Source organism: Pseudomonas sp. COR18, from assembly GCF_048568395.1.
Lineage (GTDB): Bacteria > Pseudomonadota > Gammaproteobacteria > Pseudomonadales > Pseudomonadaceae > Aquipseudomonas > Aquipseudomonas fuscovaginae_B.
This window is the reverse complement of sequence record NZ_CP183808.1, coordinates 2,033,264-2,055,219: the sequence shown is the minus strand read 5'-3', so window position 1 is coordinate 2,055,219 and position 21,956 is coordinate 2,033,264. Positions and strand designations below refer to the sequence as shown.

Annotated in this window: 10 protein-coding genes and 1 pseudogene; 2 read left to right on the top strand and 9 right to left on the bottom strand. The window is 64.4% G+C overall.

Annotation, left to right across the window (positions count from 1 at the left end):
* Window positions 1-43: 43 nt before the first annotated feature.
* The 4 genes and pseudogenes from mscK to putA form a co-directional block, all read right to left on the bottom strand.
* Window positions 44-3,385 (bottom strand): mechanosensitive channel MscK, encoded by a 3,342-nt coding sequence (mscK, locus tag ACM62G_RS09465; RefSeq protein WP_419737052.1) that lies wholly within the window; start codon window positions 3,383-3,385, stop codon window positions 44-46.
* 39 nt (window positions 3,386-3,424) lie between these two features.
* A pseudogene (locus tag ACM62G_RS09460) lies at window positions 3,425-5,166 on the bottom strand (potassium/proton antiporter).
* 102 nt (window positions 5,167-5,268) lie between these two features.
* On the bottom strand, window positions 5,269-7,071 hold the full coding sequence (locus tag ACM62G_RS09455) for an acyl-CoA dehydrogenase (RefSeq protein ID WP_419737051.1): 1,803 nt from the start codon (window positions 7,069-7,071) through the stop codon (window positions 5,269-5,271).
* Between the two features lie 188 nt (window positions 7,072-7,259).
* Window positions 7,260-11,213, bottom strand: coding sequence for a trifunctional transcriptional regulator/proline dehydrogenase/L-glutamate gamma-semialdehyde dehydrogenase (putA, locus tag ACM62G_RS09450; RefSeq protein ID WP_419737050.1), 3,954 nt, complete (start codon window positions 11,211-11,213; stop codon window positions 7,260-7,262).
* A 455-nt stretch (window positions 11,214-11,668) separates the two neighbouring features.
* Between putA and putP the strand changes: the two genes are divergently transcribed.
* A complete protein-coding gene (gene putP / locus ACM62G_RS09445) occupies window positions 11,669-13,153 on the top strand; it encodes a sodium/proline symporter PutP (protein ID WP_419737049.1) in 1,485 nt (494 codons plus the stop codon).
* 70 nt (window positions 13,154-13,223) lie between these two features.
* Here the strand turns inward: putP and ACM62G_RS09440 are convergent, their stop codons facing one another.
* The gene (locus tag ACM62G_RS09440; protein ID WP_419737048.1) at window positions 13,224-14,492 is read right to left on the bottom strand and encodes an O-acetylhomoserine aminocarboxypropyltransferase/cysteine synthase family protein; all 1,269 of its coding nucleotides are present in this window, start codon (window positions 14,490-14,492) and stop codon (window positions 13,224-13,226) included.
* A gap of 170 nt (window positions 14,493-14,662) precedes the next feature.
* The gene (locus tag ACM62G_RS09435; RefSeq protein ID WP_273823170.1) at window positions 14,663-15,157 is read right to left on the bottom strand and encodes a DUF2165 family protein; all 495 of its coding nucleotides are present in this window, start codon (window positions 15,155-15,157) and stop codon (window positions 14,663-14,665) included.
* A gap of 145 nt (window positions 15,158-15,302) precedes the next feature.
* On the opposite strand from ACM62G_RS09435, the gene ACM62G_RS09430 reads away from it, so the two are divergent.
* Window positions 15,303-16,139 carry a 23S rRNA (adenine(2030)-N(6))-methyltransferase RlmJ gene (locus ACM62G_RS09430; protein ID WP_054060246.1) on the top strand — a complete coding sequence of 279 codons (837 nt, stop codon included), beginning with the start codon at window positions 15,303-15,305 and terminating at the stop codon, window positions 16,137-16,139.
* A 105-nt stretch (window positions 16,140-16,244) separates the two neighbouring features.
* Here the strand turns inward: ACM62G_RS09430 and msrA are convergent, their stop codons facing one another.
* The 3 genes from msrA to aceF form a co-directional block, all read right to left on the bottom strand.
* The gene (gene msrA, locus ACM62G_RS09425; protein ID WP_054062107.1) at window positions 16,245-16,892 is read right to left on the bottom strand and encodes a peptide-methionine (S)-S-oxide reductase MsrA; all 648 of its coding nucleotides are present in this window, start codon (window positions 16,890-16,892) and stop codon (window positions 16,245-16,247) included.
* A gap of 80 nt (window positions 16,893-16,972) precedes the next feature.
* Window positions 16,973-19,666 carry a putative bifunctional diguanylate cyclase/phosphodiesterase gene (locus tag ACM62G_RS09420; protein ID WP_054060248.1) on the bottom strand — a complete coding sequence of 898 codons (2,694 nt, stop codon included), beginning with the start codon at window positions 19,664-19,666 and terminating at the stop codon, window positions 16,973-16,975.
* A 329-nt stretch (window positions 19,667-19,995) separates the two neighbouring features.
* A complete protein-coding gene (gene aceF / locus ACM62G_RS09415) occupies window positions 19,996-21,948 on the bottom strand; it encodes a dihydrolipoyllysine-residue acetyltransferase (RefSeq protein ID WP_419737047.1) in 1,953 nt (650 codons plus the stop codon).
* Window positions 21,949-21,956 lie beyond the last annotated feature (8 nt).

Here is a 21,956-nt window from a genome sequence, read left to right as displayed (position 1 = left end):
CAGCAGAATGTCCTGGCATTCTGCTGGGATTAGCCGGCTTGCGCTAGTCGAGCTTGGCCGCGGGAGGGATTTGATCCGGTTTGGCGGGTACCAGGGTGGGGGCCTCGTCTTCCACTGGCACCAACTTGTATTCCTGGCCATGCAGGTTCTTGAGGTAGACCTCCATCTGCCGGAAGGAGATGTTGATGTGCTCCTTCTTGAACTCGCGGTTGATGAAGCGGTTGACCTCGTCGATCACCGGGTTGCGGTCGCCCAGGTCGCGCACGTGCATGCGTAGCTCATGATCCAGCGTGCTTTCGCCGAAGTTGAGGAAATACACGTGAGGCTCGGGTTCCTTGAGCACCCGCGGGTTGTCGCGGGCGGCCTTGAGCAGCAGTTCCTTCACGCGGTCCAGGTCGGAGCCGTAGTCCACGCCGAGCTTGAGGGTCACGCGTGTGACAGTGTCGGTCAGCGACCAGTTGATCAGTTGCCCGGTGATGAAGGTCTTGTTCGGGACGATGATGTCCTTGCGATCGAAGTCGGTGATGGTGGTGGCGCGGATGCGGATCTTGCTCACCGTACCCGACAGCGTGCCGATGGTGATGGTGTCGCCGATGCGGACCGGACGCTCGAACAGGATCATGATGCCGGAGATGAAGTTGGCGAAGATTTCCTGCATGCCGAAACCCAGGCCCACCGAGAGCGCCGCCACCAGCCATTGCAACTTGTCCCAGCTCACGCCGAGGGTCGACAGGGTGGAGACGAAACCGATGCCGACAATGATGTAGGACAGCAGCGTGGTGGTGGCGTAGGCGCTGCCTTGGGCCAGGTCGAGCTTGGACAGCACCAGGACTTCCAGCAGGCCGGGCAGGTTGCGCGCCAGGGCCAGGGTGATACCGACGATCGCCAGTGCTCCGATCAGGTTGCCGAGGGTGATCGGCACCATGCTCATGGCCGCGCCGGTGCCGCTGGTGTATTCGTAGAGGGTGATGTTGTCCAGGTAGGAGAACACCGTGATCAGGTCCGACCAGACCCAGTACAGCGCGGCGACGAAGCCGCCGAGCAGGGCCAGGCGGATCAGGCGCAGGGACTGCTGGTTGACCTGTTCGATGTCCAGGGTCGGTTCCTCGACCACCACCTCGCCGTCGCCCGCTTCCTTGGCCGCCTGGCGTTTGCTCAGGGCTCGCTGGTAGGCCAGGCGCCGGGCGGCCACGGCCAGCCCGCGAACGAAGGTGGCCTCGATCACCAGCCAGAACATCAGCAGGTACAGGGTGTCGATCAGTCGATCGCTGAGTTTCAGCGCGGTGTAGTAGTAGCCGAAGCAGACCGCGACGAACAGGGCGATGGGCAGGGCGGTGAAGAGTACGCCGATCAGTTTGCGGAACAGCGAGGCCTTGCCGTGGTTCGGGCTGCCCAGCAGCAGGCGGCTGAGCAGCCAGGCCATCAGCGCATAGCAGGTCAGTACCACGCCGATGCCGAGCACGTCGTCCGCCAGCGATGCCGGCTGCAGCTCGGCCACGGCCACCACGGCCACCAGGGCCAGCACGACGAAGCCCAGGCGCCGTACCCAGCCCTGGAGGAATTCGACCTGGGGTTTTTCCCAGTGGAAATGCAGCTCGGCGACACCACCGGGCGCCAGCACCCGATACGCGGTGTAGAACACCAGCCAGGCCTGGGAGATCTGCAGCAGCGCGGCGCCTAGGTTGGCGTTCTGGCCGCGGGCATCGATCTGCAGGGCGTAGCCGCACAGCGCCAGGGCCAGGGTGACCGGCATCGCCAAGAGGATGTTGACCAGGATTGCCAGCGGCGTATGCCACTGGCTGTCGCGCTTGAAGTGGCCGATGTCCTTGTGGACCTTGTTCAGCCGCCCGTAGAGGTAGTTGCGCTTCCACAGGAGCCCGCCGATCACCAGCAGCAGCGGCAGGAACAGCAGGGGGCGTTGCAGCAGGCCGTCAGTCAGTTCGCTGATGCTGGACAGCCAGGGCAGCGTGGTGACTTGTTTCTGCAGGCGGTTGGGCACGCCTTCCAGCCACTCCAGGTCCAGCGGTTTGTTGCTCGGGATCCAGAACATCTGCTCGTCGAGGGTCGCGCGCAGGTTCTGGGCCGTGCTGAGCAACTGTTTCTGGTTCAGTTGCAGGGTGATGGACTCGTTGAGCAACGCGCTCAGTTCGCGGTTCAGGCGTTCCAGCAGGTCGCTGCGGGTCACGGCCAGGTCGAGCAGGGTGCGGCGCAACTGCGGGGTGACCTGCTCCGGCGGCTGGGTCGCCAGCAGGTTCTCCACGTAGCTGGACGGACTGCTGAGCAGTTCACGCTGCTGGTTGACCTCGAACTGGTACAGGCGGATGTCGGCAATCTCGTCCGCCAGGTTCTTGTCGACCTTCAGGCGTGGCAGGGCCTGTTTCTGCTTGTAGAGAATCTTCGACAGCAGCAGGCTGCCCTTGAGCACGTTGATCTGCTCGTCCAGGGCCTGGTCGCTCTGGGTCAGGGTGTCGAGCTGCTGCTTGGTCTGCAGGTTCTGCTGGGTCAGTTCGTTGAGACGGTCGGTGCTCTTGAGCAGGTAGTCGGAGAGCCTCAGGTTGGTCGCGCTCTCGGTCGCCAGCAGGCTGCTGTCGCCGGCTTTCTGCGCTTCGATGGACTGCTGGGTGACGGTCTGCTGGGACTGGGCCAGACGCTTCTGGTTGATCAGCGTCTGCATGTCCTGGATTTCCTGTTCCAGGCGCGCGGTCTTTTCCATCAGCAGGTCGTGCTGGCTGTTGCCCAGGTCCTGCAGTTGGCTATTGCCCGCCAGTTCCTGGCGGCGCAGCGGGATCAGCGCGTTGATCGACGCCAGCTCGGCGGTCAACTGGTTGCGTTGTTCGGTGCTGAGGGTCTTGCCGTTGTCCTTGCCCAGCTTGAGGATGGTGTTGATCTGCTGGATGCGGGTCTGGCTGTTGCTGATTTCCGACTGGGCCCGTTCGGGGCGGGTCTGGGCGGTGATGATCAGGCTGTTGGCGTCGGCCAGGGCCTTTTGCAGTTCACCCTGCTGGGTGGTGCGCTCGGCCAGCAGTTGCTCCAGTTGCGGTACGGATTGGCCGGCATAGCGCTGGGCGACCGGAATCACCCGGGTGGCTTTCAGTCGAGCCAGTTCGCGCTGGTTCTCGCTGGTCTGGCGCGGGGCTTCGGCCACCTGCTGCTTGGTTGCGGCCAGGCGCCTGGTGTAGTCGTCGGCACTGGACAGCCAGCTCAGGGTCTGTTGCAGCACCTGTTGCAGGGCTTTCTGATCGGCATCCGGCAGCTTGCGATCGGCGATCTTGTCCAGGCTCTGCTGGACCGACTCGCTGGTGGGCGGCTCGGCAGCCTGCAACGTGCCGACGGAAAGACTCAGGCCCAGCAGGGCGGCAAGAGAAACAGAGCGCAAGAAGGACATAGGTACCGATCGAGCCAGGTAAGTCGGGAAGTGGGCAGTTTAGAGGAAGAGTCCCGGCCCTGGGCGACTTCCTTCGGGGAATCTGACGCCGACTTTGCCGATCTTGTTCCCGTCCATGACCGCCACGGTCCAGATGGTGTTGTTCCACTCCACCTGGTCGCCGACGATGGGCGCGCCACCGACCTTGTGGGCGATGAAGCTGCCCAGCGGGGTATTCGGGTCGTCGCCTTCGAGTTTCAGGCCATACAGGGCCGCGACCGCGCCCAACTGGGCGTCGCCCTCGAGGACGAAGTCGCCGAAGAAGCGCAGATCGAGGCCGCGTTGCGGGGCCTGGCTGAACAGCTTGCCGAGGGCCGGCAGGTTGTGTTCGTGGCCGATGACGCAGAGCAGGTCGCCGACTTCCAGGGTGGTACTACCCGACGGATGGAGCAGTTGCTGGCCGCGGAACAGGGCGGCGATGCGTGTGCCCTCGGGCATCTTCAGCTCGCGCAGGGCGGCACCGATGCACCATTTCTCCGCACCGAGGCGATAGACGAACAGCTCCCACTCGCTGGTGACGTGCACTTCCAGGGCGGCCCGGGAAATCGGGGCCGGCTCCGGTGGTACGGTGACCTTGAGCAGCTTGGCCACCCACGGCAGGCTGGTGCCCTGCACCAGCAGCGACACCAGCACGATGAAGAACGCCAGGTTGAAGTAGAGCTGCGCATGGGGCAGGCCTGCCATCAGCGGGAACACCGCGAGAATGATCGGGACCGCGCCGCGCAGGCCAACCCAGGAGATAAAGGCCTTTTCCCGGCCATGGAAGGCGCGGAACGGCAGCAGGCCGACCACCACCGACAGCGGCCGGGCGAACAGGATCATCCACAGCGCCAGCCCAGGGCCGGCAGGGCGATGGGCAGCAGGTCGTGCGGCGTGACCAGCAGGCCCAGCACCAGGAACATGCCGATCTGCGCCAGCCAGGCCATGCCGTCGAGCATGTGCAGGATGCCGTGGCGGCTGCGCACCGGGCGGTTGCCGATCACCAGGCCGCACAGGTAGACGGCGAGGAAACCACTGCCGTGCAGGGCGTTGGTCAGGGCGAAGACCACCAGGCCGCCAGCGATCACCAGGATCGGGTACAGGCCGTTGGCCAGGTTGATGCGGTTGACCAGTTGCAGCATCAGCCAGCCGCCGCCGAGGCCGATGACGCCGCCGATGCCGAATTCACGAACCAGGTGGCCGAGCAGGCTCCAGTGCAGGCCGGTCTGGCCGCTTGCGAGCATGTCGATCAGGGTCACGGTGAGGAACACCGCCATCGGGTCGTTACTGCCCGACTCGATTTCCAGGCTGGCGGTCACCCGTTCGTTGAGGCCCTTGCCGCCGAGCAGGGAGAACACCGCGGCGGCGTCGGTCGAGCCGACGATGGCGCCGATCAGCAGGCCCTGGATGATGTTCAGGTCGAACAGCCAGGCGGCGGCCATGCCGGTCAGCCCGGTGGTGATCAGCACGCCCACCGTCGCCAGCGACAGCGCCGGCCAGAGCGCCACGCGGAAGCTCGCCACCCGCGTGCGCAGGCCGCCATCGAGCAGGATCACGGCGAGCGCCAGGTTACCCACCAGGTAGGCGGTCGGGTAGTTGTCGAAGATGATGCCGCCGCCGTCAACGCCGGCGGTCATGCCCACCGCGAGGATGATCACCAGGATCGGGATGCCCAGGCGCGAGGAGAGGGAACTGACCAGGATACTTGCGCCTACCAGCAACGCGCCGATCAAGAACAGGCTGTTGATGGTCGTCGCATTCAAAGGCAGTACTCCATAAAGCTGGAAAGGCGGGTGCGCAGACTGAACCATGCAGTCTGCGTGCCAGCGATTCTAACCTGTTGAAATGTACCGCTGTCAAAAGCTTTAGAACCACTCCTCGTGCATCGACAGGCAGGTGTCGTCCCGTGCCTGCAGAATCGCCAGTTCATGATGGCAGCCTGGCACCTCCCAGGTCAGGAAGTAGCGGGCCGCCTGCAGCTTGCCCTTGTAGAACGCGAGGTCGGCGGCGTTGCCGCTGGCCAGGCCTTCCTCGGCCCGCACCGCCTGCTCCAGCCAGCGCCAGCCGATTACCGTGTGGCCAAAAGCCTTGAGATACAGCGCCGAGTTGGCCAGGGCGCTGTTGACCTTGCCTTGTGCCAGGTCGCCGAGCAGGCCGATTGTCACTGCCTGCAGGCGGGCGACCAGTTGCTCCAGCGGTTCGCGCAACGCATCCAGCGCCGGGTACGCGGCGGCACGCTGGCCGGTGTCGGCGATCAGGCGGATCAGTTGCTTGAGGCCGGCGCCGCCGTTCTGCGCCAGCTTGCGGCCGAGCAGGTCCAGCGACTGGATGCCATGGGTGCCCTCGTGGATCGGATTCAGGCGGTTGTCGCGGTAGTACTGCTCCACCGGGTACTCGCGGGTGTAGCCATGGCCGCCGAGGATCTGGATGGCCAGTTCGTTGGCTTTGAGGCAGAACTCCGACGGCCAGGATTTGACGATCGGCGTCAGCAGGTCGAGCAGTTCATGGGCCTGTCGCCGATCGGCTTCCGATTCCAGGGTGGTGGTGTCGTCGAACAGCCGGGCGGCGTACAGGCCCAGGTCGAAGGCGCCTTCGACATAGGCCTTCTGGGTCAGCAGCATGCGCTTGACGTCGGCGTGCTGGATGATCGCCACCGGTGCGGTGTTCGGGTCCTTGCTGTCGGGCAGCCGGCCTTGCGGACGCTCCCGTGCATATTCCAGGGAGTACAGGTAGCCGGCGTAGCCGAGCATGACCGCCCCCATGCCGACGCCGATGCGCGCCTCGTTCATCATCTGGAACATGTAGCTGAGGCCGTGATGGGGTTTGCCCACCAGATAACCCACGCAATTGCCGTTATCGCCGAAGTTCAGTGCCGTGGAAGTGGTGCCGCGCCAGCCCATCTTGTGGAACAGCCCGGCCAGCAACACGTCGTTGCGCGCACCGAGGCTGCCATCGTCGTTGACCAGGAACTTGGGCACGATGAACAGCGAGATACCCTTCACCCCGGGTGGGGCATCCGGCAGCTTGGCCAGAACCATGTGCACGATGTTTTCCGACAAGGGGTGGTCGCCGCCGGAAATGAAGATCTTGTTGCCCTTGAGCCGGTAGGTACCGTCGGTCGCAGGTTCGGCGCGGGTACGGATATCGGCCAACGACGAGCCGGCGTGGGGCTCGGTCAGGGCCATGGTGCCGAAGAAGCGGCCGTCGATCATCGGCTGCAGGAAGCGGCGCTTCTGTTCGTCGCTGCCGAAGCTCTCGATCAGGTTGGCCGCGCCCATGGTCAGGAACGGGTAGGAGGTTGACGCGGCGTTGGCCGACTGGAAATGCGCGAAGCAGGCCTGGGACAGCAGGGTCGGCAGTTGCATGCCGCCGGCCTCGAAGCTGCGTGCGGCATTGAGGAAACCGGCCTCGAGGAACGCATCCACCGCCGGCTTCACTTCCGAGATCAGGATCGCTTCGCCATTTTCATAGCGCGGTTCGTTTTCATCGTTCTTGCGGTTGTGCGGCGCGAAGAACTTTTCGGCGATGGTGCGGGCGGTGTCCAGGGCGGCGTCGAAGGTCTCCCGCGAATGTTCGGCGAACCGCTCGCGGCGGGTCAGGCCTTCGGCATCGAGGACTTCGTACAGCTCGAAAGCCAGATTGCGGGAACTGAGCAGCGTCTCGGACATGGCGGCCTACCTTTGATGGGATGAATCGAGTCTAGGTGGCTGAATGGACAGTGCCTAGCAAGATTGATCTGGGTGATGGAGGGTCAAAGCGACGACGTGGCCCTCCCCTCTGCCAGGTCTGCCGTGCCTTTTGAGTTCTGTTGCAAACAGGCCTGGCGCCCATTGCGGGCGCCAGGCTGGCGGGTGGATCAGCCGATGGTCATCAGGCTGGCGTTACCGCCGGCTGCCGCGGTGTTGACGCTCAGTGCCCGCTCGATCACCAGACGTTCCAGCGCGATGCCGGTCTCGCCCTGGGACAGGCCCTGCACGCCAACGATCGCGCCGGCCCGTTTCGCCACCTGCTGGCACACGGCGCGCAACTGGTCGGAGTGGCCGTGATGCAGGACCGCGTCGAACACCACCTCGTCCTTGTGCCAGTCGGCGACCCGCTGGATGCGCGCCTGCACTTCCTTCGGCAGGCGCGCATGCAGGGCCTTGCCCGGTTCGCCTTCCGGCCACAGCGCCGAGCTGCCCACCGCCAGCACGGCGGCGAGCTGGGTCAGCAGATCCGCCTCGAGTTCGGCCAGGCACAGCACGTGCTCCCGCGGCAGGATGGCGTAGCTGTTGCGCTCGCCGGTCGGACCGGCCAGGGTGCGGGTGATGCCGCTCTGCGACTGGGTGGCGAAGCGTGCGCAGAGGTCAGCCAGTTCCTGCTGCTGGTTGGCCGCAGCCCAGGCCTGCAGGGCGCTCAGTGGTTTGCCCATGGCTGCACGCAGGCGCACGTCCGGTGCATTATGTGCGTCTACGCGGGCGAAGGACTGCTCGATGGCATCGGCCGGACGGGTCGACAGCAGGCGATACAGGTACAGCGGGCCGCCGGCTTTCGGGCCGGTGCCCGACAGCCCCTCGCCGCCGAACGGCTGCACGCCGACCACCGCGCCGACGATGTTGCGGTTGACGTAGACGTTGCCGGCGTTGACGTTGTCGACCACCTTGGCAATGGTTTCGTCGATCCGGGTGTGTACGCCCAGGGTCAGGCCATAGCCGCTGGCGTTGATCTGGGCGATCAGCTGGTCGATGTCCTTGCGCTTGTAGCGCACCACGTGCAGTACCGGGCCGAAGATCTCGCGCTTGAGCTCATCGAAGCTTTCCAGCTCGATCAGGGTCGGCATCACGAAGGTGCCGCGCTTGCATTCCTCGCCATCGGCAATCGCCATCTGATAGACGCTGCGACCTTTTTCACGCATGCCCTGGATGTGTTTCTCGATGCCGGCCTTGGCCTCGGCGTCGATCACCGGGCCGATGTCCACCGACAGGCGCTCCGGGTTGCCCAGGCGCGATTCGGCCATGGCGCCCTTGAGCATTTCGATCACGCGGTCGGCAGAGTCTTCCTGCAGGCACAGGACGCGCAGGGCCGAGCAGCGCTGGCCGGCACTGTCGAACGCCGAGGAGACCACGTCGATCACCACCTGTTCGGTCAGCGCCGAGGAGTCGACGATCATCGCGTTCTGCCCGCCGGTTTCGGCGATCAGCGGGATCGGCCGGCCCTGGTTGTCCAGGCGTCCGGCGACATTGCGTTGCAGCAGGCGCGCGACTTCGGTGGAGCCGGTGAACATCACGCCCTTGACCCGCTCGTCGCCAACCAGGCGCGCACCGACGGTTTCACCGTAGCCCGGCAGCAGTTGCACCACACCTTCCGGAATGCCGGCTTCGAGCAGCAGGCGCACGGCCTGGGCGGCGATCAGTGGGGTCTGTTCGGCCGGCTTGGCCAGCACCGGGTTGCCGGCGGCCAGTGCGGCAGCAACCTGGCCGCTGAAGATCGCCAGCGGGAAGTTCCACGGGCTGATGCAGACCACCGGGCCCAGCGGACGGTGGGCGTCGTTGGTGAAGTCGTTGCGCGCCTGTACCGCGTAGTAGCGCAGGAAGTCCACCGCTTCGCGGACTTCGGCGATGGCGTTGGCGTAGGTCTTGCCGGCTTCGCGAACCAGCAGGCCCATCAGTGGCTGGATCTCGCCTTCCATCAGGTCGGCGGCGCGTTCCAGGATCGCCGCGCGTTCGGCAGGCGGTGTGGCCTGCCAGATCGGTGCGGCGTTGAGGGCGCACTGGATGGCGTTGTCGACGTCTTCGCTGTTGGCCTCCTGGACGTGGCCGACCACGTCGCGGTGATCCGATGGGTTCAGCACCGGCGCCGGGGTTTCATTGCTGGAGACGCAGCCGAGCATCGGCGCGGCTTTCCACGGGGTATTGGCGCTGGCCAGCAGGGCGCAGGACAGCGAGGCGAGGCGGTGTTCGTTGGCCATGTCGATGCCCGCCGAGTTGGCGCGTTCGGTGCCATACAGCTCGCGTGGCAGAGGGATGCGCGGATGTGGCAGGCCGAAGCCGCCTTCCTGCAGGGCCATCTGCTCGATGCTGGCGACCGGGTCGGCCACCAGTTCCTGGATGGACACGGACTGGTCGGCGATGCGGTTGACGAACGAGGTGTTGGCGCCGTTTTCCAGCAGGCGGCGCACCAGGTAGGCCAGCAGCGTCTCGTGGGTGCCGACCGGCGCATAGACGCGGCACGGACGGTTCAGCTTGCCCTCGGCGACCTTGCCCACCACCTGCTCGTAGAGCGGTTCGCCCATGCCGTGCAGGCACTGGAATTCGTACTGGCCGGGGTAATAGTTCTGCCCGGCGATATGGTAGATCGCCGACAGGGTGTGGGCGTTGTGGGTGGCGAACTGCGGGTAGATGACTTCCGGTACCGAGAGCAGCTTGCGGGCGCAGGCGATGTAAGACACGTCGGTGTACACCTTGCGTGTGTACACCGGGTAGCCTTCCAGGCCCTCGACCTGGGCGCGCTTGATCTCGCTGTCCCAATAGGCGCCCTTCACCAGGCGGATCATCAGGCGATGGCGGCTGCGGCGGGCCAGGTCGATCACGTAGTCGATCACGTAAGGGCAACGCTTCTGGTAGGCCTGGATCACGAAGCCGATGCCGTTCCAGCCGCTCAGTTGCGGCTCGAAGCACAGGCGTTCGAGCAGGTCCAGGGACAGCTCCAGGCGGTCGGCTTCCTCGGCGTCGATGTTCAGGCCGATGTCGTACTGCTTGGCCAGCAGAGTCAGCGACAGCAGGCGCGGGTACAGCTCCTCCATGACACGCTCGTACTGGGCGCGGCTGTAGCGCGGGTGCAGGGCCGAGAGCTTGATGGAGATGCCCGGGCCTTCATAGATGCCGCGGCCATGGGAGGCCTTGCCGATGGCATGGATGGCCTGCTCGTAGGACGCCAGGTACTTCTGCGCGTCGTGCTCGGTCAGTGCCGCTTCGCCGAGCATGTCGTAGGAATAGCGGAAGCCCTTGCTTTCGAACTTGCTGGCATTGGCCAGGGCCTCGGCGATGGTTTCACCGGTGACGAACTGCTCGCCCATCAGGCGCATGGCCATGTCGACGCCCTTGCGGATCATCGGCTCGCCGCTCTTGCCGATGATGCGGCTCAGGGACGAGGTCAGGCCGGCCTCGTTATGGGTGGCGACCAGCTTGCCGGTCAGCAGCAGGCCCCAGGTGGCGGCGTTGACGAACAGCGATGGGCTGTTGCCCAGGTGCGGCTGCCAGTTGCCGGTGCTGATCTTGTCGCGGATCAGGGCGTCGCGGGTGCCCTTGTCGGGGATCCGCAGCAGGGCTTCGGCCAGGCACATCAGGGCCACGCCTTCCTGGGACGACAGGGAGAATTCCTGCAACAGTCCCTGGACGATGCCGGCACGGCCGCCGGCGCTCTTCTGGTTGCGCAGTTTCTCGGCGATGGTCGCGGCCAGCTTGTTGGTGGCTTCGGCGGTGGCCGCTGGCAGGCGCGCCTGTTCCAGCAGCATCGGTACCACTTCCGGCTCGGGGCGACGGTAGGCGGCGGTGATGGCGGCACGCAGCACCGACTGCGGCAGGATGCTCTCGGCGAATTCGAGAAAGCACTGGTGACCATGGTCGGCCTGGACTTCACCGGCGTCGTCGGCTTCGCCACGGGGCAGGCCGCTGAGTTCGCTCAGGGTTGCACCGCTCTCGAGCTTTTCCAGGTAGTTGAAGATGGCCTGCTTGATCAGCCAGTGCGGGGTGCGGTCGATCGAATGGGCCGCCGCTTTCAGGCGTTCGCGGGTCGGGTCGTCGAGTTTGACCCCAAGGGTGGTGGTCGCCATTTTTCTTGTCCTCATGGTTGCCACTACCGCGTGGCGTCAGATGGCCGAGAGATTAGCTCTGGCTTGCGGTAGGTGCAACCAGGTGCAACCTATTTTTCTTCGAAAATATGCACCGGTTAGCCGGGACAGCTTTTCCAAGCTCTGGCAGATGATTGGCTGTTTTCAGTTTTCGTCAGCCCTTCAGGGACTTACGTTGCGCGGGGGGTAAAGGCGTGTGGGAAAAATTGGAAAGGTCCCGAGGTGCAACTGATGGGGGTAAAACAGGTTGCGCCTTGTTCGTATTGTTGAATAGCATGCTCGATCGAGGTGCAACCTCCTACGAAGGGAGGCGCCCTTTGATGATTTTCCTGGGGAAACTCAGTCATGAATGCCCGGTCCGTTTAATCGTCTGACATGAAATGTCGTTTCGTCGGTCGCGGATCGCCGCTGAATAAAAACAATGCCAGGGCTTTTTAATGAGCGTAAGCAACCCAACCCTGATCACCTTCGTGATCTACATCGCTGCGATGGTCCTGATCGGACTGATGGCCTATCGCTCCACCAACAACCTCTCCGACTACATTCTCGGCGGTCGCAGTCTTGGCAGTGTCGTGACCGCGCTTTCGGCGGGTGCTTCCGACATGAGCGGCTGGCTGCTGATGGGGCTGCCGGGGGCGATCTACATGTCCGGCCTGTCCGAGAGCTGGATCGCCATCGGCCTGATCGTCGGGGCCTACCTGAACTGGCTGTTCGTCGCCGGTCGCCTGCGGGTCCAGACCGAACACAACGGTGACGCGCTGACCCTGCCGGACTACTTCTCCAGCCGGTTCGAGGATCGCAGCGGTCTGCTGCGGGTGATTGCCGCCATCGTGATCCTGGTGTTCTTCACCATCTACTGCGCCTCCGGCATCGTCGCCGGTGCCCGCCTGTTCGAAAGCACCTTCGGCATGTCCTACAGCACCGCCTTGTGGGCCGGTGCGGCAGCGACCATTGCCTACACCTTCATCGGTGGTTTCCTGGCGGTCAGCTGGACCGACACCGTGCAGGCCACGCTGATGATCTTCGCGCTGATTCTCACGCCGATCATCGTGCTGCTGGCCACCGGTGGCGTCGACACCACCTTCCTGGCGATCGAGACCCAGGATCCGGGGCACTTCGACATGCTGCGCAATACCACCTTCATCGGCATCATCTCGCTGATGGGCTGGGGCCTGGGTTACTTCGGCCAGCCGCATATCCTGGCGCGCTTCATGGCGGCGGATTCGGTCAAGTCGATCGCCAATGCCCGCCGCATTTCCATGACCTGGATGATCCTGTGCCTGGGTGGCACCGTGGCAGTGGGTTTCTTCGGGATCGCCTACTTCTCGGCGCATCCCGAGGTTGCCGGCCCGGTCAGCGAGAACCACGAACGGGTGTTCATCGAGCTGGCGAAGATCCTGTTCAACCCCTGGTTGGCCGGTGTGTTGCTGTCGGCGATCCTGGCCGCAGTGATGAGTACCCTGAGCTGCCAACTGCTGGTCTGCTCCAGTGCACTGACCGAGGATTTCTACAAGGCTTTCCTGCGCAAGTCCGCTTCGCAACTGGAACTGGTGTGGGTCGGCCGGGCCATGGTGCTGCTGGTGGCGGTGATCGCCATCGCCCTGGCCGCCAACCCTGAAAACCGCGTGCTGGGCCTGGTGAGCTACGCCTGGGCCGGTTTCGGCGCGGCCTTCGGTCCGGTGGTGCTGATCTCGGTGATCTGGAAGGACATGACCCGCAATGGCGCGTTGGCCGGCATTCTGGTCGGTGCTATCACGGTGATCGTCTGGAAGCAGTTCAACCTGCTGGGATTGTACGAAATCATCCCCGGCTTCCTCTTTGCCAGCATCGCGGTCTACGTGGTCAGCAGGATGGGCCAGCCCTCGGCGCAGATGCTCCAGCGTTTCGCCGCAGCGGAGAAGCAGTTCCGCGAGGAACACTGATCCTTGATAGGGGGCGGCAAGCCCTGTAGCGACAAGGCGGCCCGTCTCCCCGGAGACGGGCCGCTGCGTTTCAGGCCTGCAGTGCCTGTTGCAGGTCTTCGAGCAGGTCCTCGATGGCCTCGATGCCGACCGACAGGCGGATCATCTCCGGTTTCACGCCGGCCTTGGCCTGTTCGGCTTCGGTCATTTGCCGGTGGGTGGTGGAGGCCGGGTGGCAGGCCAGGGACTTGGCGTCACCGATGTTCACCAGGCGCTTGAAGATCTGCAGCGCATCGTAGAACCGCACCCCGGCCTGGTAGCCGCCCTTGAGGCCGAACGAGAGAATCGCCGACGGCTTGCCCTTCATATACTTGTGCGCCAATTCATGGTGTGGGTGGTCCGGCAGGCCGGCATAGCTGACCCAGGCCACCTGTTCTTGGGCCTTGAGGAACTTCGCCACCTTGAGCGCATTCTCGGTATGCCGTTCCATGCGCAGGGCCAGGGTCTCCAGGCCTTGCAGCAGGAGGAAGGCGTTCATCGGTGCCAGTGCCGCACCGGTATTGCGCAGCGGCACGGTGCGGGCGCGGGCGATGAAGGCCGCCGGGCCGAATTTCTCCGTGTAGACCACGCCGTGGTAGGCGGCTTCCGGGGTGTTGAGGCCGGGAAACTTCTGCGGATGGTCGGCCCAGGGGAAGGTACCGGCATCGACGATCACCCCGCCCAGGGCGTTGCCATGACCGCCCACATACTTGGTCACCGAATGCACGACAATGTCGGCACCGAACAGGATCGGTTTGCACAGGATCGGTGTCGCCACCGTGTTGTCGACCATCAGTGGTACGCCGTGAGCGTGGGCCACCTGGGCAAAGCTCTCGATATCGACGATGTTGCCTGCCGGATTGCCGATGCTTTCGCAGTAGACCAGCCGGGTGTTCTCGTCGATCAGTTCGGCGACCGCCTCGGGCGAGTCGTCGCGGGCAAACCGCACTTCGACACCGAAGCTGGGCAGCAGGTGGGCGAAGAGGGTGTAGGTGCCGCCATAGAGCTGCGGGGTGGAAACGATATTGTCGCCGGCGCGGGTCAGGGTCTGGATCGCGTAGTGGATCGCCGCGCTGCCGGCGGACACGGCCAGGGCGGCGACTCCCCCTTCCAGTGCCGCAAGGCGCTGTTCGAGCACGTCGTTGGTGGGATTCATGATCCGGGTGTAGATATTGCCCGGAACATCGAGGTTGAACAGGTCGGCGCCGTGCTGGGCGTTATCGAATTCGAAGGCGACGTTCTGGTAGATGGGTACGGCCACGGCCTTGGTGGTCGGGTCCGACTTGAATCCGTGATGGAGCGCAATCGTTGCGTCTTTCATAAGGTCTCGACTCAGTGAAATTCCATTAATTGAGCACTGCCGGGCAGTTGCGGTGGCCTAATGGTCTCGTGTGTCTGAGTCGCCAGGGATCTCGGGTGGGTGCCCGCAATCGGACCGCAAACCGGTGCGCCAGTGTCCGCTACTGGCGCCGGATCGGCAAGTGATCCAGATTAAGCCGGCTCGTTGTCCGCCTGATTGACGAAGATCAGTACACCGAGCAAGGCCATGTAGAACCTGAAGGCTGCCTCCTGGCCGTTCCAGCTTTTCGATTGCCACATCAGGAACCATTCGCCGCCCACCACCATGAAGCCGAAGAACCACACCAGAAAACCCAGGGTCGTGCCGGCGATGACGCCTTTCTTCGCCCGGGCGAAGCTGGCGGCGTCGGCCTTGCGGGCTCGCCACAGCGACAGTGCGCCAAAGGCCAGCAGCGCGCAGGTCAAGCCTTCGCCGAGGATGATCAGCCAATAGGCGACGTGCCACAGCATCGGCGTGGTGATTGCTCGGTACATCACGGCGTTGTCAGGAAAGGTGGTGTCCATGCTCAGTACGTGGCTGACGAAAGCGAAGTTGGAGGCGTAGTCGCTGACGTTGTTGAAGGTGACCATGAAGGCGAAGGCGGCGAGTGCCAGGCTCAGGACGATTTTGGCGTAGCGGGTGGTCATCGGGTCGAATCCTTCGAATGAGAGGGCGTGACGTTACCATGGGCGCTCCGGCGAGTCTGTCGGCGGCGGTCCCTGCCGCCTGTACGTTGCGACCTGACGGCGGCTGGAGCACAGGGTAAACTTCGCCTCTTGCGCAGGAGTTGCCATGAATTACCGTCACGCCTTCCACGCCGGCAACCATGCCGACGTCTTGAAACACCTGGTCCTGACCCGCCTGATCGCCCTGATGGCGCGCAAGGAACAGCCGTTCGCCTATCTCGACAGTCACGCCGGTATCGGCCTGTATGACCTCAAGGGCGACCAGGCCAGCCGTACCGGTGAATACCTGGAGGGGATCGCCCGCCTGTGGGGTCAGCAGGACCTGCCGGCCATGACCGCCGATTACCTGCGGGTGCTGCACGAGATGAACCCCGATGGCGAGTTGCGCTACTACCCGGGGTCGCCGGAATTGGCGCGGCGCCTCACCCGTGGCCAGGACCGGGTGCTGCTCAACGAGAAGCACCCGGAAGACGGCAAGCTGCTCAAGGACAACATGAAGGGCGACCGGCGTGTGGCGGTGCACCTGGGGGAGGGCTGGCACCTGGCGCGGGCCCTGCTGCCGGTGGCGGAAAAGCGTGCAGTGATGCTGATCGACCCGCCATTCGAGCAACTGGACGAGATGCAGCGTTGTGCCGCGTCGCTCAAGGAAGCCATCGGGCGCATGCGCCAGACGGTGGCGGCGATCTGGTATCCGATCAAGGATCAGCGAGCGCTGAAGCGTTTCTACCAGGACCTGGCCGGTACCGGCGCGCCGAAGCTGTTGCGGGTGGAGTTGCTGGTGCATCCGCTGGATACGCCGGCGAGCCTGAATGGCTCGGGACTGGCGATTGCCAACCCGCCGTGGGGGCTGGAGGATGAGCTGCGTGAGCTGTTGCCCTGGCTGGCGCAGAAACTGGCGCAGACCCAGGGCGACTGGCGGATGGACTGGCTGATTGCCGAGTGAGTAGGTGGCCGTGATAGCTGTAGGAGCCGGGCTTGCCCGCGAAGCGTTTGGCGATCTTGCCAACGCTTTCGCGGGCAAGCCTGCATCCTACAAGGGCCGGGGTGCTCAGATCGGGCAACTGACGCCGGTGCCACGAATGCCGCAGTAGCCTTCCGGGTTCTTCGCCAGGTATTGCTGGTGATAGGCCTCGGCGTAGTAGTAGGTCGGCGCCTCGGCAATTTCGGTGGTGATGGTGCCCAGCCCGGCCTTGGTCAGTTCCGCCTGGAACACCTGGGCGCTTTTGCGGGCCGCCTCCAGTTGCTCCGGCTTGGTGGCATAGATCACCGAGCGGTACTGGGTGCCGATGTCGTTGCCCTGGCGCATACCCTGGGTCGGGTCGTGCAGTTCCCAGAACTGCGCCAGCAACTGTTCGTAGCTGACGATTTCCGGCTCGTAGACCACCAGCACCACTTCGCTGTGGCCGGTCAGGCCGGAGCAGACTTCCTCGTAGGTCGGGTTGGGGGTGAAGCCGCCGGCATAGCCGACCGACGTGCTGTACACGCCCTCACGCTGCCAGAAACGCCGCTCCGCGCCCCAGAAGCAGCCCAGGCCGAAGATCGCGAATTCGACGTTGCCGGGGAATGGCCCCAGCAGCGGGTGGCCGTTGACGAAATGCTTGTCCGGAACGGCCATCGGGGTTTCACGGCCAGGCAGAGCTTGTTCTTTGGTTGGGAGCACGTTTTTGTTCACCAGTATTTCCGAGCGCAAGACCATGTCGCAGTCCTCTCAGTCAGGTTGAAATGAGCTGTAGCTATTGAAGTAGACCGACAGTGTGCCCGAGTGTTGCTGCGCTGTCAGGCCAAAGGTCCGCGCGGGTAGCGCCTGAGCTGCTGGATCAGCTCGGCTCCCGGGATCGGCCGGTCGAACAGGTAGCCCTGGCCGACGTCGCAGCGATGGCGGCGCAGGAAGGTCAGTTGCTCGGACGTTTCGATGCCTTCGGCCACCACCTTGAGTTTCAGGTTGTGGGCCATGGCGATGACCGCGGAGGTGATTTCCATGTCGTCCTGGTTGTCCGGGATCTCATGGATGAAGCTGCGGTCGATCTTGATGATGTCGATCGGGAATTTCTTCAGGTAGCTCAGCGACGAATAGCCGGTGCCGAAGTCGTCCATGGCCAGGGTCAGGCCGATTTTCTTCAACTGGTCGAGCTGCTGGCGGGTGTCGTCGGTGGCTTCCAGCAGCAGGCCTTCGGTCAACTCCAGCTCCAGCAGCGACGGCGGCAGTTGTTCCTCCTTGAGGATACTGGCCAGGGAGGCGACCAGGTCCGGGTCGGAGAACTGCTTGGGCGACAGGTTGATCGCCACCTGCAGGTTGCCCAGGCCGCAAGCGGTCAGGGCCTTGCTCATGCGGCAGGCCTGGCGCGCGATCCATTTGCCGATCGGGATGATCAGGCCGGTTTCCTCGGCAACGCTGATGAACTGGTCCGGGCGGATCATGCCCTTTTCCGGATGGTTCCAGCGCAACAGCGCCTCCATCCCCAGCAGGCGGCCGCTGCGCAGGCACAGCTTGGGCTGGTAGAACACGTCCAGCTCGTTCTGGGTCAGGGCGCGGCGCAGGTTGTTCTCGACGAACAGCTTGTAGCTGGCCTCGGCGTTCAGCGCCTCGGTGAACACCTGGACCTGGTGCTTGCCGTTGGCCTTGGCCTTGTGCAGGGCCAGGCCGGCGTTGCGCATCAGGGTTTGCGGGTCGCGCCCGTGCAGCGGCGCGCTGGCCAGGCCGACGGAGCCGGTGACGCTGATCAGTTGGTTGTCGACGAACATCGGTTTGTCGAGGGTCGTCAGCAACTGGGTGGCGATCTGCTGGCCGGTTTCCAGGTCGGTATCGTCGAGCAGGACCGCGAATTCGTTACTGGCAAAGCGCGCCAGGCTGCCGCTCGGGCTCAGGCTGTTGCGCAGGCGGCGGGCCAGGCTGATCAGCAGCTTGTCGCCGGTCTGGTGGCCGAGGCTGTCGTTGATCCGCTTGAAGTTGTCGATGTCCACCAGCAGCAGGCTGATCGGCGAGTCGCTGTCGCGGGCGAAGCGTTCGTCGAGGTTGCGGATGAACGCCGGGCGGTTGCCCAGGTTGGTCAGGTTGTCGGTGTAGGCCAGGCGTTCGATGCGCTGTTGCGCGAGCTTGGTCTGGGTGATGTCTTCGTAGATGCCGATGTAGTGGGTCAGTTCGCGGTTGTCGCCATAGACCTTGGAGATCGACAACTGCCCCCAGTAGGGTTCGAGGTTCTTGCGGCGGCTCTTGAATTCGCCCTGCCAGCTGTTGCTCTGGGCCAGGCTCGACTGCGCGTCGAACAGCAGTTCGCTGATATTCTCCAGGGCTGGCAGTTCGGAGAGCTTCTGGCCGTGGACTTCCTCGGCGCTGTACTGGGTGATGGCGGTGAAGCTCGGGTTGACGTATTCCACCACACCGTCGCAGTTGACCAGCAGGAAGGCGTTGGCGCTCTGTTCGACCGCCCGCTGGAACAGGTGCAGGGCACTGGTGGCGGTGCGCCGGTTGTGGTTGCTGATGACCTGGGCGAACTGGTCCGCCAGCTCGCCGGCAAAGGCGATTTCATCCGATTGCCAGGCGCGGGTCTGGCCGGTCTGTTCCAGGCAGAGCACTCCCACCACCTGGCCATCGATGCGAATGCTGGCATCGAGCATGGCGTTGACGTCACGCGGGCGCAGGGTTTCGGCCATCTCGCGGGTACGAGGGTCGCGGGTGGCGTTATGGGCGTCGATGGCGCGGCTGGTGTGCAGCGCTTCGAGGTAATCGGGGAACTGGCTCGCGTCGATCTCGTCCGGCAGGAGATATTCCTGGTTGTGGCGGTGGTAGGCGGAGATCGGTATCAGGCGCTGGCCTTCGAGGTTCCAGATACTGGCGCAGTCGATTTCGTAGATGTCGCAGGCGCAGCGGGTGATCAACTCGGCGGCTTCCTGCAGCGAATTGTTGACGCTGTAGCGCTGTCGGGCCAAGCGCAGGATCAGGTCCTGCTGGGCGCGCACCCGGTCGAGGTGCTGCAGTTGCTCCTGCTGGGCGCGCTGGTTGAGTTCCAGGGCGATCTGCAGGCGGCTGTTCTGGGTGGCGAGGTCGGTGAGCGGCAGTTGCGGCTCCAGCCCGAACAGGCCTTCGACCACCAGCAGGTAGCCGCGCAGCAGATGGCGGTTGTGCTGCCTGTAGGCTTCCCCCATCTCCAGCAGAGTCAACGGGCCCTGGGTGGTATGCAGGGTGTAGCGCACCAGATAATGCGTGTTCTCGGCCAGTTGCAGCTGGATGGCGTCATGCAGGCGATAACGGGCTTCGGGCTCCATCAGGCTGGCGTAGGGCGAGCCGACCAGGGCGCACAGCTCGATGGCCGGCAGGCCGAACTGGCGTTCGCAGTTGGGGTCGAGAAACAGCAGGGCCCAGCTTGCTTCATTCAGCCGTTCGAAACGCAGCATACCGAGCCGCGACGGCACCGGTAACTGAGTCACTACCTCGGCCGCCAATCTATTGGCGGCATCGGGTTGGCTTTTCATGGAGAGCTCGCTTCAAGAGTACTGATCACGCACAGGGGAGGAGGCCTTTTCCTGGCGAGTTGGGCAAGGTTGCATTAAGCGGGTCGGGCTGACAAGCAGAACAGTGGCTCTGTGCCTTCAATGTATCGGCCGAAGCTGGGAAATCTTCAATCGAGGACGCTGGACGGGCGACGCTAACCGCTCTGTGTCGCGGTTTGGCGCGTATCGGGCGGGTGTTTTCACTGGCGCAAAAAAAGCCCCGCCATCTGGCGGGGTTGAGGTACGAGCGTGGCGCTCGGAAAACGCTACGGCGCATCCGGCCCCCTTGATGCAGGAGGCCGGATAGCCGGTTACAGCAGGATGGTGCGGATATCCGCCAGCAGGTCGCTCAGGCGCTTGGTGAAGCGCGCTGCCGCGGCACCGTTGATCACGCGGTGATCGTAGGACAGCGACAGTGGCAGCATCAGCTTCGGCTGGAAGGCCTTGCCATCCCAGACCGGCTGGATGGTTGCCTTGGAAACGCCGAGGATCGCCACTTCCGGTGCGTTGACGATCGGCGTGAAGCCGGTGCCGCCAATGTGGCCGAGGCTGGAGATGGTGAAGCAGGCGCCCTGCATGTCGTCGGCGGAGAGCTTCTTGGTCCGGGCCTTTTCAGCCAGGGAAGCCGCTTCGGCGGCGAGTTGCAGCAGGCTCTTCTGGTCGACGTTCTTGATCACCGGGACCAGCAGGCCATCCGGGGTGTCGACGGCGAAGCCGATGTGCACGTACTTCTTGCGGATGACGGCCTTGCCGCTCGGGGCCAGCGAACTGTTGAAGTCCGGCAGTTCCTTGAGCAGGTGCGCGCAGCTCTTGAGCAGCAGCGGCAGGATGGTCAGCTTGACGCCAGCCTTCTCGGCCACGGCTTTCTGGGCGACGCGGAACGCTTCCAGCTCGGTGATATCCGCCGAGTCGAATTGGGTCACGTGCGGCACGTTCAGCCAGCTGCGGTGCAGGTTGGCGGCGCCGGCCTGCATCAGTCGGGTCATCGGCACTTCTTCGATTTCGCCGAAGCGGCTGAAGTCCACGGCCGGGATCGGCGGGATGCCAGCGCCACTGGTTGCACCAGCGGCAGCGGCCGGAGCTTCCTTGGCCTTCTGCATCATGGCCTTGACGTAGACCTGCACGTCTTCCTTGAGGATGCGACCGTGCGGACCGCTCGGGCTGACCGCGCTCAGGTCGACGCCGAATTCACGGGCCAGTTGGCGTACCGCCGGGCCGGCATGGACCTTGGCGCCAGCGGCGGCTGGAGCGGCTGCCGGGGCAGCGACCGGTGCCGGTGCGGCTGCAGCCGGAGCAGCGGCCTGGGTCGGTGCAGCAGGAGCGGCAGCGGGTGCCGCAGCCGCGGCAGGTGCAGCGCCCTTGACCTTGAGTTTCAGGATCAGGTCGCCGGTGCCGACTTCGTCGTCCAGCTTGATGGAAACGCTTTCCACCACGCCGGCGGCTGGCGATGGGATTTCCATGCTGGCCTTGTCGGATTCCAGGGTGATCAGCGACTGGTCGACTTCGACGGTGTCACCGGCCTTGACCGAGACTTCGATGATCTTGGCCTTGCCCGACGAGCCGATGTCCGGCACGTGGATGTCCTGCACGCTGTCGGCCACCGGAGCGGCCGGGGCCGCTGCTGGCGCTGGAGCGGCAGCCGGCGCGGCGGCTTGAGCCGGTGCCGGGGCAGCGGCAGGCGCAGCGCCTGCGACCTTCAGGACCAGGATCAGGTCGCCGGTACCGACTTCGTCGTTCAGCTTGACGTTGATGCTTTCCACCACGCCGGCAGCCGGCGACGGGATTTCCATGCTGGCCTTGTCGGACTCGAGGGTGATCAGCGACTGATCGGCCTCGATGGTGTCGCCGACCTTGACCGAGATCTCGATGATCTGGGCCTTGCCCGACGAGCCGATGTCCGGCACATGCACCTGCTGCGCCGAAGCGGCAGCGGGGGCGGCGCTCGGCGCGGCCGCCGGTGCAGATGCAGCAGCCGGTGCGGCCGGGGCTGCGGCAGGTGCCGGAGCAGCCGCTGGGGCTGCGGCAGCGGCGCCCTCGACTTCCAGTTCCAGCAGCTCGTCGCCTTCTTTCAGGCGGTCGCCCAGCTTCACCTTCAGGCTCTTGATGACACCGGCTTTCGGTGCGGGCACTTCCATGCTCGCCTTGTCCGACTCCAGGGTCAGGATGCTCTGGTCGGCTTCGATACGGTCGCCGACCTTCACAAACAGTTCGATTACTTCACCTTCACCGCTGCCGATGTCAGGTACGCGAATGAGTTCGCTCACAGGGGGTC

Excerpts from the sequence above, each read along its gene's own strand:
- mscK (WP_419737052.1), bottom strand. The coding sequence starts at position 3,385 with ATGTCCTTCTTGCGCTCTGTTTCTCTTGCCGCCCTGCTGGGCCTGAGT.
- ACM62G_RS09455 (WP_419737051.1), bottom strand. The coding sequence starts at position 7,071 with ATGTCCGAGACGCTGCTCAGTTCCCGCAATCTGGCTTTCGAGCTGTAC.
- putA (WP_419737050.1), bottom strand. The coding sequence starts at position 11,213 with ATGGCGACCACCACCCTTGGGGTCAAACTCGACGACCCGACCCGCGAA.
- putP (WP_419737049.1), top strand. The coding sequence starts at position 11,669 with ATGAGCGTAAGCAACCCAACCCTGATCACCTTCGTGATCTACATCGCT.
- ACM62G_RS09440 (WP_419737048.1), bottom strand. The coding sequence starts at position 14,492 with ATGAAAGACGCAACGATTGCGCTCCATCACGGATTCAAGTCGGACCCG.
- ACM62G_RS09435 (WP_273823170.1), bottom strand. The coding sequence starts at position 15,157 with ATGACCACCCGCTACGCCAAAATCGTCCTGAGCCTGGCACTCGCCGCC.
- ACM62G_RS09430 (WP_054060246.1), top strand. The coding sequence starts at position 15,303 with ATGAATTACCGTCACGCCTTCCACGCCGGCAACCATGCCGACGTCTTG.
- msrA (WP_054062107.1), bottom strand. The coding sequence starts at position 16,892 with ATGGTCTTGCGCTCGGAAATACTGGTGAACAAAAACGTGCTCCCAACC.
- ACM62G_RS09420 (WP_054060248.1), bottom strand. The coding sequence starts at position 19,666 with ATGAAAAGCCAACCCGATGCCGCCAATAGATTGGCGGCCGAGGTAGTG.